This window comes from Nonomuraea sp. NPDC048892 (genome assembly GCF_040649735.1).
Taxonomy (GTDB): domain Bacteria; phylum Actinomycetota; class Actinomycetes; order Streptosporangiales; family Streptosporangiaceae; genus Nonomuraea; species Nonomuraea maheshkhaliensis.
Window position 1 is genome coordinate 90,624 of sequence record NZ_JBEZFZ010000022.1, and the last position, 17,628, is coordinate 108,251.

Below are 17,628 nucleotides of genomic sequence, written 5' to 3' on the forward strand. Positions count from 1 at the left end.
TCAGCCCGCAAACGCTCAGCCCGGCCCCTCGTGGGTGAGCCACACCGCGCCCAGCGGAGGCACCCGCAGCGTGGCGGAGCAGGGCAGGCCGTGCCACGGCTCCTCCGTGGCCTCGACCGTCCCCATGTTGCCGACGCCGCTGCCCCAGTAGTCGTAGGCGTCGGTATTGACCGCCTCCGACCACCGCCCGCCGTACGGGAGCCCGAGCTTGTAGTTCTCGTGCGGCCCGCCGCTGAAGTTCACCACGCACGCCACCGCCGAGCCGTCGTTCGCATAACGGACGAATGAGAACGTGTTGCCCGAGGCGTCGTCGGCGTCGATCCACCGGAACCCCTCAGGCCTGGAGTCCTGCTCCCACAGGGCGGGCGTCTCGCGGTAGAGCCGGTTGAGGTCGCGGACCAGCCGCTGCACCCCCTGGTGCCCGTCGAACTCCAGCACCCACCAGTCCAGCCCGCGCTCCTCCGACCACTCCGAGCCCTGGCCGAACTCGCCGCCCATGAACAGCAGCTGCTTGCCCGGATGCGCCCACATGAACGCCAGCAGCGCCCGCAACTGCGCGAACCGCTGCCATTCGTCGCCCGGCATCTTGCCCAGCAGCGAGCCCTTGCCGTGGACGACCTCGTCGTGCGACAGCGGCAGCACGTAGTTCTCGGAGTAGGCGTACAGCAGCGAGAACGTCAGCTGATGGTGGTGGTACTGGCGGAAGACCGGCTCGTGGCGCAGGTATTCGAGCGTGTCGTGCATCCAGCCCATGTTCCACTTGAAGCCGAACCCGAGCCCGCCCAGGTGCACCGGCCGCGAGACTCCCGGCCAGGCCGTCGACTCCTCGGCCACGGTCGAGATGCCCGGAGCCTCCCGGTAGCAGACCGAGTTCATCTCCTTGAGGAACTCGACCGCGTCGAGGTTCTCCCTGCCGCCGTACACGTTGGGCGTCCACTCGCCCTCGCGCCGCGAGTAGTCCAGGTAGAGCATCGAGGCCACCGCGTCCACCCGCAGCCCGTCGACGTGGAACTCCTTCAGCCAGAACAGGGCGTTGGCGACCAGGAAGTTGCGTACCTCCCTGCGGCCGAAGTCGAACACGTAGGTGCCCCAGTCGGGGTGCTCGCCCCTGGCCGGGTCGGCGTGCTCGTAGAGCGGGGTGCCGTCGAAACGGGCCAGCGCCCATTCGTCCATCGGGAAGTGGGCCGGCACCCAGTCCAGCAGCACGCCGATGCCGCGCTGGTGCAGGCGGTCCACGAAGTGGCGGAACTCGTCAGGCGTGCCGAACCTGGCCGTCGGCGCGTAATAGGACGTCACCTGGTAGCCCCACGACCCGCCGAACGGGTGCTCGGCCACCGGCAGCAGCTCCACGTGGGTGAAGCCCAGGTCGGCGACGTACTCGGACAACTGGTCGGCCAGCTCCACGTACGACAGCCCGGGCCGCCACGAGCCCAGGTGCACCTCGTAGACGCTCATCGGCCCCGTCTGCGGCTGCGCCTGACGCCGCTCGACCATCCAGGCGTCGTCCTGCCAGCTGTAGTCCGACTTGTCGATCACCGAGGCCGTCAGCGGCGGCACCTCGGTCCGCCTGGCCATCGGGTCGGCCTTGTCCCGCCATACGCCGTCGGCGCCCAGGACCTGGTACTTGTACCGCTGACCCGCGCCCAGCCCCGGCACGAACAGCTCCCACACCCCCGACCGGCCCAGCGAGCGCATGGGGTAGGCGGTGCCGTCCCAGTGGTTGAAGTCGCCGACGATCCTGATGCCGCGCGCGTTCGGCGCCCAGACGGCGAACGCGGTGCCGTCGACGTCCTGGTGCTCCATCACCCGCGCGCCGAGCGCCTCCCACAGCCGCTCGTGCCGCCCCTCACCGATGAGGTGCAGGTCCACCTCGCCCAGCGTGGGCCAGTGCCGATAGGGATCGAGCACCTCGTACGGCTGCCCGCCGGCGTACTGGACGCTGAACCGGTAGTCGGGCACCTTGTCCAGCCCCGGGACCGTCACCTCGAACACGCCGTGGGCCTGGTGCTTCATGTCATGGGCAGAGCCGTCGTCCAGCACCACCCGTACGCGTTCCGCCAGTGGCCGCAGCGTACGGAAGACCACCCCGCCGGACACGGGGTGCGCTCCGAGCACGGAGTGCGGATCGTGGTGCGCCCCGCCCGCCAGGCGGTCGAGCTCTGTCCTCATCGGCATGCTCCCAACCCTGCCCTAAGATGACCGTCCATCCCAGGCACTGCCCGCTTTCACCGCGACAATCACCGGAAGTGCGAAATCGCGGGTTTATTACAGGACGATGCCGAAGCGGTCTATAGATCCTTTCCCCGCTCTTTGCCCGGCCCATCGCCGAGCAGAGTGTGAGGCTCTATGTCTGCGTCCATCGCGCGTTGGTGAAGGCGTTCGCTCCGGGAAGCCTGCTCCACCGCCGCCGTGATGCGCTCCACGTCGCCCCGCTCACCGGGCGGCAGCGGCGCTCCGACCGACTCCCTCATGGCAGCCGCCTCGCCCAGCAACCGCCCGGCCTCCTCGTGTTGCCCGCCGAGTACCAGTGCGCCCGCCATGCCCTCCAGAGCCAGGGCGATGGCCCGCGGATCGCCCACCCTGCGGGCCACCGCCAGACCCTGGCGTTGCAGGTCCAGTGCGCCCGCCGCGTCGCCGCGCTGTTCGGCGACGAACCCCAGCTCGGCCAGGATCAGCGCAGCGCCGGGATCGCCGTTCACGTCCTCGACCCAGCCCAGCCAGGCACGCAGCCGCCGCTCCGCCTCGTCCAGCCGTCCCTGCCTGCGCGCCCCCAGCGCCAGGCCCAGCTCGGCGAACTCCTCGGCCGGCCGGTTCGACTGCGCCACGGCCAGCAGCCGCGCCCGTTCGTGGTAGTCGTCGGCCCGCGCGTGGTCGCCGGTCAGCATCGCTATGCGGCCCAGCCGGGACAGCGCGTCCGACACCGAGCTCCACAGCTCCAGCTCTTCTGCTATGCCCAGGATCTCCCGGCGCAGCGCCATGGCCCGGTCGTAGTCGCCGGTGATCTCGGCCAGCATCGCCAGGTTCTCCGCCGCCCGCAGCTCGCCCCACCGGTCACCGGCCCGCCTGAACAGCGTCAGCCCCTGCTCTGCGTGCTCGCGCAGCCCGGTCAGATCGCCGCGCAACGCGGAGTGACGGGCCAGCACGGTCAGCGCGGCGGCCATGCCCCAGGTGTCGTCCAGCTCGCGAAACTCCGCCAGCGCCGCCGCCAGCAGCGCCTCGCTGGCCGCCGCGTCCTCGTAACCGAGCAGCGCGAACCCCGCGAACCACCGCGCGGCGGCCCGCCTGCGCGGGTCGTCGATCGCCGCGAACCCCTCCCGATCCAGGGACACGAGCCGCCCCGCCAACAGCTGAAACCCAGTAAGCCACACCTCGGCCTCAGCCGCTCCCGCTCCCTGATCACCGGGACGCGCCACGGACAGGGCCGACTCCAAGGCCCTACGACCTTCACCCAGTCTGCCGCGCAGCACCCAGTACCAGGCCATGGAGTTCACCAGCCGGAGCGCTTCGCCGGGGATGCCCTCGCGTACCGCCGTCTCCAGTGCCGTCCTGAGATTCGCGGCCTCGGCGTCCAGCCGTACGAGTGCGCCGCACTGCTCGGGTCCGCGCAGGCGCGGCTCCAGCCGGACGGCCAGGGCGGTGTAGTAGCGGAGGTGCCTGAGTCGTACGGCGGTCAGCTCACCGGCCTTTTCCAGCCGCTCCTGGCAGTAGGCGGCCACCGACTCCAGCAGCCGGTAGCGAGGCTCCGCCCCCTCACCCGCCGGCCCGTGCCCCGGCTGCTGGGCGGGGACGCGGGTCACCAGCGAGCGATCGACCAGGCGGGCCAGCAGACCGAGCACGTCCAGGCCCGGCTCGGCGCAGACCTCCTCGGCCGCCTCCAGCGTGCAGCCGTCGGCGTGCACGGACAGCCGCCGCAGCACCACCCGCTCGCCGTCCGACAGCAGCTCCCAGCTCCAGTCGATCATCGCCCGCAACGTCTGCTGCCTGGCCGGAGCGCCGCGCAGTCCGGAGGCGAGCAGGCGGAAGCGGTCGTCGAGCCGCTCGGCGAGCTGCTGTGGGGTCAGCGCCCGCATCCTGGTGGCGGCCAGCTCCAGAGCCAGCGGAATACCATCCAACCGCGCACAAATCTCCGCCACATAAGCATCGACCCCCGCAACGGTCCTTGTGGGGGTTGTGGTGGGGGTCTTGAGGCCGGCTCGGGTGGTGAAGAGTTCGATGGCGGCCGCGCGGTCGAGTGGCGGCACGCTCCACAGGGCCTCGCCCTCGATCCGCAGTGACTCCTGGCTGGTGGCGAGGATGCGCAGTCCGGGGGCGGCCCGCAGGAGGCGGTCGGCCAGCGCCGCCACCTGTTCGACCACGTGCTCGCAGTTGTCCAGCACCAGCAGCGTCCTTCCGGACCGCAGGGTGCCGGGGAGGCGGTCGAGGATGCCGCCGGGGGCGTCGTCACGCACGCCCAGCACGTCGGCGATCGCCTCGGCCACCTCGACGACCCCCGCCCCGGCCCCGAGCGAGGCCAGCTCCACCAGCCACACCCCACCGTCGAAGCCCCCGCTGTTGAAGACCGTGCCATCGGAGCCCTCGCCGTCGGAGTCGCCGCCGTCCAAGCGCTTGGCCGCCATGGTGAAGCGGGAGCCGGCGCTGGGCCCGGTACCGGGCCCGACGCGGGGATCGATGCCGGGATCGATGCCGGGATCGGCGGCGGCCAGGGCGAGGCGGGTTTTGCCGACGCCTCCTGGGCCGGTGAGGGTGACGAGGCGGTTGGTCCGTAGCAGTGCTCGTACCTCGGTCACCGCCTCGTCGCGTCCCACCAGGCGGGTCAGTGGCGCGGGGAGGTTCGTGCGGGGCCGGGCGGAGGGCGCTGCGAGGGCCGGGTTTCGCGACAGGATCGACTGGTGCAGCGCGGTCAGCTCAGGCCCGGGGTCGAGCCCCAGCTCATCCGCCAGCAGCCGCCGCAACTCCCGGTGGCTCGCCAGGGCCTCGCTCTGCCGTCCGGCCAGGTAGAGCGCCCGTACGTGGGCGGCGCGGAGCCGTTCCCGCAGTGGATGGGCGGCGACGAGGGCGGCCAGGTCGGCGGCGAGCAGGCCGTGTTCGCCGAGCGCCAGCCGGGTCTCGGCCAGCTCTTCCTCGGCCACCAGTCGTTGTTCGTCCAGCCGGGCGACGGCCGCGCGGGCGAACGGCTCGTCGGCGAACTCCGCGTACGCCCCGCCGCGCCACAGCCCGAGGGCCTTGCGCAGCAGCGAGGCGCGTACCTCCAGGTCGTTCGTGCGCTGGGCGCGCCCGAGCAGCGACTCGAAGCGACCGGCGTCCACGGACTCGGGCTCGGCACGCAGCACGTAACCAGGCGCCCGGTACGCCACCAGCTCCCGTTCGCCCAGAGCCCGGCGCAGTTGCGAGACCTTGACCCGCAGCGCGGCGGCGGCCCCGGCGGGCGGGCGGCCGTTCCAGAGGTCCTCGATCAGCCGGTCGGCGGAGACGGGCCGGCCGGCGTGGATGAGGAGCACGGCCAGCAGCGCCCGGACCTTGACCTCCGGCACGTGGACCGGCCGCCCGTCCGGGGTCCGCACCACGAGCGGCCCCAGCACCCCGAACCGCATCCGCCGCCTCTCCACAACCGACATAACCAAGCCAGAACCCGACCATAACCGCCCACCACCAGAGTGGGACGCATCTCCCAATCCGCAGGGGGATCCGTCTCTCCCCTTCCATAAGGAACGCTGAAATGTCGGAAAATATCTCCTTTCTCGGTCTCGGACTCATGGGTACCGCCCTCGCCAGCAGCCTCCTGGCCGCCGGCCACCACGTCACCGTCTGGAACCGCACCCCCTCCAAGGCCGAGCCCCTGGTCGCCGAGGGCGCCGTCTACGCGGACACCCCGGACAAGGCCGTGGGGGCGAGCACTCTGGTGATCGTCTGCCTGCTCGACCACGCGTCGGTCACGCAGACCCTGGACGGCACGCCGCTGGCGGGCCGGGCCGTGGTGAACCTCACCACCGGCCGCCCCGTCGAGGCCAGGCAGACCGCGGAGTGGGTGGCCGAGCGCGGCGGCGACTATCTGGGCGGCGCCATCATGGCCGTCCCCCCGATGATCGCCAAGCCGGGCGCGCTCATCCTCTACAGCGGCTCCCGTACGATCTACGACCGGTACGAGCCGGTGCTGTCGGTCGTGGCCGAGCCTCGGTTCACGGGTACGGACCCCGAGTCGGCGCTGCTGCTCGACATGGCCATGCTGACCGGCATGTACGGCCAGATCGCCGGTTTCCTGGAGGCCGCCGCCCTGGTGAGGTCCGCCGGGCTGCCGCTGCGCGACTTCGTCACCACGCTGCTGACCCCGTGGCTGAACGCGATGGTCGCCCAGCAGGCCACCTGGGTCGACAGCTTCGAGTCGGGCGACCACAGCACGGAGGTGTCCAACCTGGAGATCAACCGGGCGGGCCTGGAGAACCTGGTCCGCGCCTTCCGCGAGCAGGGCGTCAAGCCGGACCTGCTGCTGCCGCTGAAGACCGTCATCGACCAGCGCACCGCCCGGGGGCTGGGGAACGAGGGCCTGTCCGGCCTGATCGAAGAGCTCTGAAGAGAAGAGCTCTGAAGAGAAGAGCTCTGATCGCGCACGCGGCGCACCACTCCAGGTGCCGGGCCTGACCTGGGCGTCAAATCGTCAAGGCCCGGGGCCTCAGAACGTGCGGGGGCGGAAGGCGGCGAGCGGGATCGGCAGCCACGAGGGGCGGTTGCGGGCCTCGTACACGACCTCGTACACCGCCTTGGACAGCTCGAACGCCCGCAACAACGCGGCGTCCGCATGGTTGATCACACCGCCACCCTCGACGTACCCGTCCAGGAAGGCGGCCCGGTTGCGGTCGGCCCACTCCTGGGCCCGGGGCTCCAGCTCCGCGGCCTGGGAGTGCCCGGCCAGCAGGTGCCTGGCCGCGTAGTCGAACGAGCGCAGCATCCCCGCCACGTCACGCAGCGGCGAGTACAGCGCCCGGCGCTCGTTCAGCGGCTGGCCCGGTTCGCCCTCGAAGTCCAGGATCACCCAGTCGGTGGGCGTGCGCATGACCTGGCCGAGGTGGTAGTCGCCGTGAACCCGCTGCACGGGCACCGCGCTGGTGAGCAGCTCCACCTGGTGGTAGACCTGCTCGATGAAGCTCACGTGCTCGCGCAACTGGGGCACCTCGGCCACGGACAGTCCGAGCCGCCGCCGGAACGACTCGGCCATCCGCTTGACCTCGTGCACCTCGATCACGTCCGTGGGGAAGGCCTCGGCCAGCTCGTGGTGCACGCGCGCGGTGGCCGTGCCGAGCCGGCGCGACTCCGCGGCGAAGTTCCCGCCCGCCTCGTTGGCCGGCACCTGGGGCAGGCTGGCGTACAGGTCGCGGACGCTGGTCAGGGCCAGGTCCCAGCCGTCGTTGGCGGGGGAGAGGAACTCCTGCATGATCGCCAGCGTGGTGCCCGTGCCGTCGAGGTCGGTCTCGATCCAGCCGTACGGGCGCGCGATGTGCGGGGCGTTCCTGGCGGCCAGGGCGGTGATGATCTCCAGCTCCGGGTTGACCCCGGGGATGAGCCGGCGGAAGAGCTTGCAGATGTAGGCGTCCCCGTACACGAGCGAGGTGTTGGACTGCTCGGCCCCCAGCACCACGCTGCGCGGGGAGATGTCGATGGTGACGCCGGGCACGGGGCGCATGCGCAGGCCGCCGCGCGTCTCGTCGTGGGCCATGCCGTCGAGGAGCAGGCCCATGCGGTCGGAGTCGTGAACGGCGTCGTAGAGGTAGGACTCGCCGATGGTGCCGATGAGGGCGTGGTTGAGGCGGTCGGGCATCTCGTTCCGCTCGCCCAGCAGCACCTGGTAGCGGTCGCGCGAGCCCTCCTGCCACACGGCGATGATCAGATGTCGCAGCCCGGGCGACAGCTCGACGTCGGAGTCGATCGACAACTGGTCGATCGGGCGCCCCTTGCCGCCGAACCAACGCTGGCGGCCGATCCATGCGGCAAGGAGCTCCTCAAGCACGTCCTACTCCTCCTGGGTGATGGCCGGCGGGAGTGTGAACCAATAGAACCCATGCCCGGGAAGCGTCAAAAGATACGGAAGTTCGCCAATTGCCGGAAATGGTACGCCCCCCATGGTTTCCACAGGGGATACGCCCACAAACCTCCGCAGGTCGAGTTCGACGGGTTGCGGGAATCGTGACAGGTTGTTCACGCAGAGCATCCGGTCGTCGCCCAGCTCCCTGACGAAGGCGAGCACGCTCGGGTTGGAGGAGTTGAGCTCTGCGTAACCGCCCAGCCCGAAGACGGGGTGGCGCTTGCGGATCTCGATCATGCGCCGGGTCCAGTGCAGCAGCGAGCCCGCGTTCTTCTGCTGGGCCTCGACGTTGATGCCCTGGTAGCCGTAGATCGGGTCCATGATGACCGGCAGATAGAGCCGACCGGGGTCGCAGTCGGAGAAGCCCGCGTTGCGGTCGGGGTCCCACTGCATGGGCGTACGCACGCCGTCGCGGTCGCCGAGCCAGATGTTGTCGCCCATGCCGATCTCGTCGCCGTAGTAGAGCACGGGGGATCCGGGCAGCGACAGGAGCAGGGCGGTGAAGAGCTCGATCTGGTTGCGGTCGTTCTCCAGCAGGGGCGCGAGGCGGCGGCGGATGCCGACATTGGCCCGCATGCGGGGGTCTTTGGCGTATTCGGTGTACATGTAGTCGCGTTCTTCGTCCGTGACCATTTCGAGCGTCAGCTCATCGTGGTTACGGAGGAAGATCCCCCACTGGCAGTTTTCCGGAATTTTCGGCGTTTGTGCCAAAATTTCGGAAATGGGGTAGCGCGATTCCCGGCGGACGGCCATGAAGATGCGAGGCATAAGCGGGAAATGGAAGGCCATGTGGCATTCGTCCCCGCCGCCGACCGGATCGCCGAAATACTCCACCACGTCCGACGGCCACTGGTTCGCCTCGGCCAGCAGCACGCGGTCGGGGAACAGCCGGTCGACCTCCGACCGGATCGACTTGAGGTATTCGTGCGTGCGCGGCAGGTTCTCGCAGTTGGTGCCCTCCTCCTCGAAGAGGTAGGGGACCGCGTCCAGCCGGAACCCGTCGATGCCCAGGTCCAGCCAGAAGCGCAGCACCTCCAGCATGGCCTCCTGCACGTCCGGGTTCTCGTAGTTGAGGTCCGGCTGGTGGTGGAAGAAGCGGTGCCAGTAGTACTGGCCGCGGACGGGGTCGTAGGTCCAGTTGGACGTCTCGGTGTCGATGAAGATGATCCGGGCGTCCTGGTACTTCTCATCCGTGGACGACCAGACGTAGAAGTCGCCGTACGGGCCTTCGGGGTCGTGCCGGGACGCCTGGAACCAGGGATGGGCGTCGCTGGTGTGGTTCATGACGAGGTCGGCGATGACGCGCATGCCGCGCTTGTGGGCCTCGTCGACCAGTTTCACGAAGTCCCCGAGGTCGCCGAACTCGGGCAGGATCTTCATGAAGTCGGCGATGTCGTATCCGCCGTCGCGCAGCGGCGACTCGTAGAGCGGCAGCAGCCAGAGGCAGTCCACGCCCAGCCACTGCAGATAGTCGAGCTTGCTGATGAGACCTCTGATGTCGCCGGTCCCGTCGCCGTTGGAGTCGGCGAAACCCCTGATCAGGACCTCGTAGAAAACCGCCCGCTTGTACCAGTAGGGGTCGCGCGGCTTTTCCTCGTCAAAGGTGTTGGGAATGGGTGTGGAGCTCATGAGCCGCCCCGCAGGTGGCTCATGACGGAGGCGCTATCACACACGTTGAAGACTCCCCGCTGAATTCAGTTCTTACCGTGGCGCGGCTCGTACGGTGAGAATGTGGGCAGGCTGGATATGGGGGTCGAGGCGTACATAGTTACGCTGCCTCCAGCGGTAGGACTCTCCGGAGAGTTCGTCGTCGACGACGAACTCCACGTTCCAGTCGAGACCTATGGCGGGCAGGTCCAGATCCACCGTCGCCTCGTGGGTGTGGTGCGGATCCAGATTGATGACCGCCAGAACGACGTCGCCCAGGCCGTGCCTTCGTGTGGCCGGATCATAGGCGCCGGGAAGTCGTTTCGAGAAGCAGACGATGTCCGGTTGGTCGACCCTGTGGAACCGTAGGTTACGCAATTCTTGCAGCGCCGGATGCGCTCTTCGGAACAAATTCAGATGGGTGATGAAGGGGGCGAGGCTCCATCCTTCGCGCTCAGCTGTCACCCAATCGCGGGGTTTGTATTGATACTTCTCGCTATCCAGATATTCCTCGCTTCCCGGGCGCACCGGTACGTGCTCCCCGAGCTCGTACCCGGAATAGACGCCCCAGGCGGGCGAGGCGAGCGCGGCCAGCACCGCTCTGATCTTGAACGCCGGGACGCCGCCGTGTTGCAGGTATTCGTGGAGAATGTCCGGAGTGTTGACGAACAGGTTGGGCCGCAGGTAACTCGACGTCTCCTGGGCGAGCTCCGTGAGGTAGCTCTCTACGTCGTGCTTGGTGTTTTTCCAGGTAAAATATGTATATGACTGGTGATAGCCGGTCTTGGCGAGCATGCGCATCATCGCCGGCCGGGTGAACGCCTCCGACAGGAAGATCACGTCGGGGTCGGTGCGGTGGACGTCCGCCAGCAGCCGCTCCCAGAAGGCCACGGGCTTGGTGTGCGGGTTGTCCACCCGGAAGATGCGCACCCCGTGGTCCATCCAGTGCCGCAGCACCCGCTTGACCTCGTTGTAGATCCCCTCGGGGTCCTTGTCGAAGTTGATCGGGTAGATGTCCTGATATTTCTTCGGCGGGTTCTCGGCGTACGCGATCGAGCCGTCCGCCCTGACCGTGAACCACTCGGGGTGCTCCTTGACCCACGGGTGGTCGGGAGAGCACTGCAGGGCGAAGTCGAGCGCGATCTCCATGCCCAGCTCACGGGTGCGGGCGACGAACACGTCGAAGTCGTCGAGCGTGCCCAGATCGGGATGCACGGCGTCGTGCCCGCCGTCCTCGGAGCCGATCGCCCAGGGAGAGCCGGGCTCGTCGGGCTCGGGGCTGAGCGTGTTGTTGCGCCCCTTGCGGTACGTCGTGCCGATCGGGTGGATGGGCGGCAGGTAGACGACGTCGAAGCCCATCTTGGCGATGGCGGGCAGCCGCTTGGCAGCTGTCTGGAAATTTCCGGACTTGGAGATACCGTGCTCGTTCACCACCGCCCCTTCTGACCTGGGGAAGAACTCGTACCAGGAGCCGTAGAGCGCCCTGCGCCGGTCCACCCTGATCTTGTGGGACTTCGACCTGGTCACCAGCTCGCGGAACGGATGCGCCTCCAGCAACGCCGCGGTCTCGGGCAACTGGACGATCGACAGCCGTGCCCGGGGGTCCAGGTCCTCGTCACGCAGCGTCGCGGAGATCGACAGCAGCGCCGCACGGTGGCCGCAGTTGGTGGCGCCGTTGCCGTTCTGCCTGCTCCGGCCGTCACGCGCGGCCTTGCCGGCCGGGGCGACCTGCCCGCCCGCGCAGTCGGCGGGCCGCACGGCCTTGGCCGCCCGCTCGAACAGCCGGGCGCCCTCCTCGCACATGAGATCGACGTCCATGCCGCGCGGGATCTTGATCTCGGCGTCATGCAGCCACGTGCCGATCGGATCACTCCAAGCCTCCACGCGGAACAGCCAGTCGCCCTCGGCCGGCAGGCACACGTCGACACCCCAGCGATCGGTGCCCGGCGCGAGCTCGCGCATGGGTCTCAGGCGCCCGCGCTGCCCGTCGGGCGAGGTCAGCACCACGCCCGACGCCACGGCGTCGTGGCCCTCTCTGAACACGGTCGCCGAGACCTGGAAGGTCTCGCCGGCGACCGCCTTCGCGGGCCATTGCCCGCAGTCGACGACGGGGGAGATGTCCGTGATGGGAATTCGTCCGATCATCGCATTCAAGGGTTTGCGGCGGCACTCCCGGTACCGCCGGAGGCTTTCCCTGGCAGGAACGATCCTTGCAGATAAATTGTGGACAGCAGCGGATAGACCTCCCTTGTGTGTCTGCGGGAAGGTCCAACAACCTGGAAAGTTGCCCCAATAGTCCCTCTTCATGCTTGTTCCCGGAAGGGGTTTGAAGGGGCTTGATGGGGGTGAAGGACTCAGAGGTCCCTCCTAGCCCGTAGGGTGCAGAAACGTGAGAGCTATCCGCCGGTTTACCGTCCGCACCGTCCTGCCCGCGGAGCTGGCCGCCCTCGGCGAGCTTGTCCAGAATCTGCGGTGGTCATGGCACCCCGAGACGATGGACCTCTTCGCGGAGGTCGACGCCGACCTGTGGGAACAGGTCGGCCACGATCCCGTGGCCCTGCTCGGCGCCGTCAGCCCGGCCAGGCTGAGCGAGCTCGCGGCCGATCGGCGCTTCCTGCGCCGCCTCGCCGACGCCGCGGACGATCTGCGCGAATACATGACCTCTCCGCGCTGGTACCAGACGCTGCCCGACAGCGCGCGGGCCATCGCCTACTTCTCTCCCGAGTACGGCATCGCCGCCGCGCTGCCGCAGTACTCCGGGGGCCTCGGCATCCTGGCCGGAGACCACCTCAAGGCCGCCAGCGACCTCGGCGTGCCGATCCTCGCGGTGGGCCTGCTCTACCGCCACGGCTACTTCACCCAGTCCCTGTCGCCCGAGGGCTGGCAGCTGGAGCACTACCCGTCGCTCGACGCGGGCGGCCTGCCGCTGACCCTGCTGAAGGACGCCGAGGGCACGCCGGTCAAGATCCGCCTGGGCCTGCCCGACGAGCGCGATCTGCACGCCCAGGTGTGGGTGGCCCAGGTCGGCCGGGTGCCGCTGCTGCTGCTCGACTCCGACGTGGCCGAGAACGACGCGGCGGCCAGAGACATCACCGACCGCCTCTACGGCGGCGGCACCGACCACCGGCTCATGCAGGAGCTGCTGCTCGGGGTCGGCGGCGTACGCGCGATCAGGGCCTACTGCAAGATCACCGGCCACGCCGAGCCCGAGGTCTTCCACACCAACGAGGGCCACGCCGGCTTCCTCGGCCTGGAGCGCATCCGCGAGCTCACCGAGGCGCGGATGTCGTTCGACGAGGCGCTTGAGGCGGTGCGCGCCGGCACGGTGTTCACCACCCACACCCCGGTCCCCGCGGGCATCGACCGCTTCCCGATCGACATGATCGAGCGGCACTTCGGCGGGGCGGGCGCCTGGCCGACCGTGCCGGTCGAGCGGATCCTGGCGCTGGGCAAGGAGCCCGACCCCAGCCGGTTCAACATGGCGGTCATGGGCATGCGGCTGGCCCAGCGCGTCAACGGCGTCTCCGTGCTGCACGGCGAGGTCAGCCGTGACATGTTCAAAGATCTTTGGCCGGGATTCGACCTGGACGAAGTGCCGATCGGCTCGATCACCAACGGCGTGCACGCGCCGACCTGGGTCGGCAGGGAGTTCATGGAGCTGGCCGGGCGCGAGCTGCCCTCCCTGCTGGAGCGGGCGCGCGGCTGGGAGCACATCCAGAAGATCTCCGACGCCGACATCTGGCAGATCCGCGGCACGCTGCGCAAGCGGCTGGTCGAGGGCGCCCGGGTACGCCTGCGCAGGTCGTGGCGCGAGCGCGGGGCCTCCGACGCCGAGCTCGGCTGGATCGACGACACGCTCGACCCCGACGTGCTGACGATCGGGTTCGCCCGGCGGGTGCCCTCGTACAAGCGGCTCACGCTCATGCTGCGCGATCCCGCACGGCTCACCGAGCTGCTGCTCGATCCCGACAAACCCGTGCAGATCGTGATCGCCGGCAAGGCTCACCCGGCCGACGAGGGCGGCAAGAAGCTGATCCAGCAGATCATCAAGTTCGCCGACCGGCAGGATGTCCGCCACCGCATCGTCTTCCTGCCCGACTACGACATGACCCTCGGCCAGCTCATGGTGCAGGGCTGCGACGTCTGGCTGAACAACCCGCTGCGCCCGCTGGAGGCCTCCGGCACGTCGGGGATGAAGTCCGCGCTGAACGGCGGGCTCAACCTGTCGATCCGCGACGGCTGGTGGGACGAGTGGTACGACGGCACCAACGGCTGGGCCATCCCCACCGCCGACGGGGTGGCCAACCCCGACCGGCGTGACGAGCTGGAGGCTTCCGCCCTCTACGACCTGATCGAGCACGAGGTGTCCGACCGCTTCTACGACCGCGGCCCCGACGGCCTGCCGCGCCGGTGGATGGAGATGGTCAAGCACACGCTGGCCTCGCTCGGGCCCAAGGTGCTGGCCGGGCGGATGCTGCGCGACTACGTGGTGACGCTCTACAACCCGGCCGCCGCCTCCGCCCGCGCGCTCAGCGCCGACTCCTACGCGCCGGCCAAGGCGTTCGCCGCCTGGCGGGTCCGGGTGAACCGGGCCTGGCCGGGCGTGCGGGTCGAGCACGTCGAGGCGGCCGGCGTGGGCGACACCCCGGAGGTCGGAGCCTCGATCGAGCTGCACGCCACCATCGCGCTCGGCGACCTGGAGCCCAGTGACGTGCTGGTCCAGGCCGCTTACGGCAAGGTCGGGCCGCACGACGAGCTGGTGCACCCGGTCTACTCCACGCTGTCGGTCTCGTCGGTCGAGGACGACGGGCGGGCCCACTACACCGGCGCGGTGCCGCTCGACCGTACGGGCGCGTTCGGTTACACCGTGCGAGTCGTCCCGCACCACCCGCTGCTGGCCACACCGGCCGAGCTGGGCCTGATCACCGTGCCCGAGGAACCGGCGGGCATGACGAACGGAACATTGCGCTGACAAGCGGCATAATCACAGGGTGGACGACAGCGGGAACGGCCTGCGGGCCGACACTCTGGTGGCCACGGTTCGCGGTGTGCTGCCGTCGCTGACGCCAGCCGCCCAGACCGTGGCCCGCCTCATTCTGGAAGACCCCGCGACGGTGGCGAGGAGCACCATCACCGAGCTCTCCGCCGCCTCCGGCACGAGTGAGGCGACGATCGTGCGCACCGCCCGGTTGCTCGGCTTCGCCGGATATCCGCAGCTCAGGCTGGCCTTAGCCGCAGCCGCCGCGCAGCCGGACCGGCTGGTGCCCGGCGACCTCGCGCCCGACGACCCGCTGTCGGAGGTCATCCAGAAGGTGGCCAGGGCCGAGTCCGAGGCGATCAACGACACCGTCGCCCAGCTCACCTCCGAACGGCTCGGCCTGGTCGTCGACGCCATCGTCGGCGCCCGGCGGATCGACGCCTACGGGGTCGGCGCCTCCGGGCTGGTGGCCGAGGACGTCGCCCAGAAGCTGCTGCGCATCGGCCTGTCCAGCCACGCCTTCCAGGACGCGCACCTGGCGCTGACCAGCGCCGTGCTGCTCAAGGACGGCGACGTGGCCATCGGCATCAGCACCTCAGGCGAGACCCCCGACGTGATCGAGCCGCTGAGCCGGGCCAAGGAGGCCGGGGCCACCACGGTCGCGATCACCAACAACCCCCGCTCGTCCATCGCGGAGCTGGCCGAACACGTGCTGATCTCGGCCGGGCGCGAGACGGAGTTCCGTCCCGGCGCCCTGGCCAGCAGGATCAGCCAGCTCCTCGTCGTCGACTGCGTGTTCGTCGGTGTCGCCCAGCGTACGTTCGACTCCTCTCAGGAGGCGCTCGCCAGCACCAGGCGCGCCGTCAAGGAGTTCACCCGGAGAACGTCACCCGCACGTCGTCAGCCTTGACGAACATCACGCGGTGGCCGAACTGAATCTGCAGGTACTTCGTCTTGCCCCGCACCACCTTGTGGTCCTCCAGGTTGAAGGTGACCGCGCGGTAGTACTCGGTGGCCGCCTGGCCGGCGAGCGTGTACTTCTCGCCCGCCGAGAACGTGTACTGCAGCGGCGTCACCGCCTGGTACGGGATGCCCTCCGGATAGGCCGACTCCTCCGGGTAGGCCCGGCCGAACACCGGCACCGTCGCCTTGCCCGGCTTCGGCGTGACCACCAGCCCCATCGACGGGACGGCGGTCGGAGCGCTCCTCGGGTTGTGGAACCACGCCTTCTGCCCGAGGTACCAGATGGCTGTCCAGTCGCCCTGGCGCTCAGCCACGGCGAAGCGCTGGCCGGTGCTGGCGCGGGCACTGTGGTCGTAGACGCTGTAGAGGGAGTCGCCGGTCGGGTGCTTGCCGATGTCCTTGATCAGCGGCGCGTCCTCGCGCGGCTCGGTACGCAGCCAGACGGTGTGGGCGCTGGTCGGCGGGCAGTCCGCCTCCGGGTTCTGGCGGTCACAGCCGTAGAAGTGCGGCTTGTTCGTGGCGAAGTCCGGCTTGATCATGACCGAGCTGGCCCTGGGGCCGCCGAACGCGTGCAGCGGCGCGCCCATGAGCTGGAAGTAGTGCGCCCAGTCCCAGAACGGGCCCGGGTCCTCGTGCATGCCGCGCACGGTCGTCGGCAGGGTGCCGGGGACGTTGTCGTGGCCCAGGATGTGGGCGCGGTCCAGCGGCACGCCGTGCCGCAGCGCCAGGTAGCGGACCAGACGGGCGGACGAGCGGTACATCGCCTCGGTGAACCAGGTGCTGCCCTCGGCCAGGAAGCCCTCGTGCTCGATGCCGATGGACTTGGCGTTGACGTACCAGTTGCCGGCCTGCCAGGCGACGTCCTTGGTCTTGATGTGCTGGGCGATGTGGCCGTCGGACGAGCGGACGGAGTAGTGCCAGCTGGCGCCGTAGTTGGGGTCCTGGTTGAGGCGGATGGAGGGCAGGAAATATCCCTCCATGTCGTGGATGATGATGTATTCGACCTTCTGGCTGGACGGCCGGTTCGCCAGGTCGTAGTGCCCGTAGTCGTCGTTCGGCAGCTCCTGGTACGCGGACGGGATCCACTCACAGGAGATCGAGGCCGGGCACTCGATGCCGTCGGGGCGCACCGGCGGGCGCAGGCCGAGCTTCTCCAGCCACTTCTCGATCTTCTTCAGGCCCGGCACGGCCGGAAGGGCGACCTGCTGGCCGTCGTCGGTCGTCCGCGCGGCCCCTTCCTTGATCGTGGCGAAGACCTCGTCGGCGAAGAACTTGGCCGCCCCCGACTCCTCGGCGCCCGAGTACTTCGCCACGGCGCCGTACCACTGGCCGGGGTCGGCGCTCAGCGGCGCGCCGAGCGCCTTCTGGTAGTCGGCAAGCAGCGCGGCGCCGCCGCGGATGTTGGCGGCGTCGTGGGTACGCAGCCGCTCGTGGCTCTCGCCGGTCAGCGCGGCGGCGCGTTCCATGGTCCGCAGCGAGGCCGGGATCTCGGCCGGCGCCGGTCGCTCGGCCGGGGGCGCGAGGGGGCGGGTGTCGTCGCCGCGGGCGTCCTCCTCGCCCTCGTCATGATGGTTGGACGAGGTGAAGGCGGCGGCGTCGGTCAGGTGCATGGGCCCGAACCCGGCGTCGCTGGAGGGCCGGCCGGCGTGGGCGTCCCACCGGGACTCAAGGTAGGAGACGCCCAGCAGCACGCTCTCGGGCACCTGGAACTCCTTGGCGGCGGCCGCGAAGGCCTGCTGCCGGTCCGGGGGCTGCTGGGCGTGAGCCGTGCTCATGTTGACTAAGGGCAGCAGGGCGACGAGTGAGGCCGCCATCAGTATTCTGCGCATGAACCACTCCTCGGGAGCTGGGGGGCGCGTCGTGCAGTTCAGCGTCTCAACATTTTCCTTCGCAGGCGAGATCTTTGCGAAGATATTTTTCATCCCTTAACAGGCGTGACCGCCGGGCCGGGTGGTTGAACCGGGGG

General features: G+C 69.5%; 9 protein-coding genes. 3 read left to right on the forward strand and 6 right to left on the reverse strand.

The annotated features are described in order from the left end of the window. Nucleotides 1–15: 15 nt before the first annotated feature. Both glgB and AB0C28_RS43335 read right to left on the reverse strand, forming a co-directional pair. The gene (gene glgB, locus AB0C28_RS43330; protein WP_358081600.1) at nt 16–2,169 is read right to left on the reverse strand and encodes a 1,4-alpha-glucan branching protein GlgB; all 2,154 of its coding nucleotides are present in this window, start codon (nt 2,167–2,169) and stop codon (nt 16–18) included. Nucleotides 2,170–2,288: 119 nt separating this feature from the next. Further along, nucleotides 2,289–5,591: a BTAD domain-containing putative transcriptional regulator gene (locus AB0C28_RS43335; protein WP_358081603.1), complete on the reverse strand. Its 3,303-nt coding sequence runs from the start codon at nt 5,589–5,591 to the stop codon at nt 2,289–2,291. Between the two features lie 125 nt (nt 5,592–5,716). On the opposite strand from AB0C28_RS43335, the gene AB0C28_RS43340 reads away from it, so the two are divergent. Continuing rightward, nucleotides 5,717–6,568, forward strand: a complete 852-nt coding sequence (locus AB0C28_RS43340; RefSeq protein ID WP_358081606.1) for an NAD(P)-binding domain-containing protein — start codon at nt 5,717–5,719, stop codon at nt 6,566–6,568. A 99-nt stretch (nt 6,569–6,667) separates the two neighbouring features. On the opposite strand, the gene AB0C28_RS43345 is transcribed toward AB0C28_RS43340, so the two are convergent. From AB0C28_RS43345 to AB0C28_RS43355, 3 genes are all read right to left on the reverse strand, one after another. After that, on the reverse strand, nt 6,668–7,999 hold the full coding sequence (locus AB0C28_RS43345; protein WP_358081609.1) for a phosphotransferase: 1,332 nt from the start codon (nt 7,997–7,999) through the stop codon (nt 6,668–6,670). Nucleotides 8,000–8,002: 3 nt separating this feature from the next. Then, complete coding sequence (gene treS, locus AB0C28_RS43350) at nt 8,003–9,703, reverse strand: maltose alpha-D-glucosyltransferase (RefSeq protein ID WP_106249444.1); 1,701 nt, start codon at nt 9,701–9,703, stop codon at nt 8,003–8,005. A 72-nt stretch (nt 9,704–9,775) separates the two neighbouring features. Then, nucleotides 9,776–11,866, reverse strand: a complete 2,091-nt coding sequence (locus AB0C28_RS43355) for an alpha-1,4-glucan--maltose-1-phosphate maltosyltransferase (protein WP_358081612.1) — start codon at nt 11,864–11,866, stop codon at nt 9,776–9,778. A 244-nt stretch (nt 11,867–12,110) separates the two neighbouring features. Here AB0C28_RS43355 and glgP point away from each other — a divergent pair, with 244 nt between their 5' ends. Continuing rightward, the gene (glgP, locus tag AB0C28_RS43360) at nt 12,111–14,693 is read left to right on the forward strand and encodes an alpha-glucan family phosphorylase (RefSeq protein WP_357848657.1); all 2,583 of its coding nucleotides are present in this window, start codon (nt 12,111–12,113) and stop codon (nt 14,691–14,693) included. 19 nt (nt 14,694–14,712) lie between these two features. Beyond that, entirely contained in the window at nt 14,713–15,609 is an 897-nt protein-coding gene (locus AB0C28_RS43365; protein ID WP_106249441.1) for a MurR/RpiR family transcriptional regulator, read from the forward strand. Here AB0C28_RS43365 and AB0C28_RS43370 read toward each other — a convergent pair. After that, nucleotides 15,572–17,491 carry an N-acetylmuramoyl-L-alanine amidase gene (locus AB0C28_RS43370; RefSeq protein WP_358081615.1) on the reverse strand — a complete coding sequence of 640 codons (1,920 nt, stop codon included), beginning with the start codon at nt 17,489–17,491 and terminating at the stop codon, nt 15,572–15,574. The genes AB0C28_RS43365 and AB0C28_RS43370 overlap by 38 nt on opposite strands. Between the last annotated feature and the right edge of the window lie 137 nt (nt 17,492–17,628).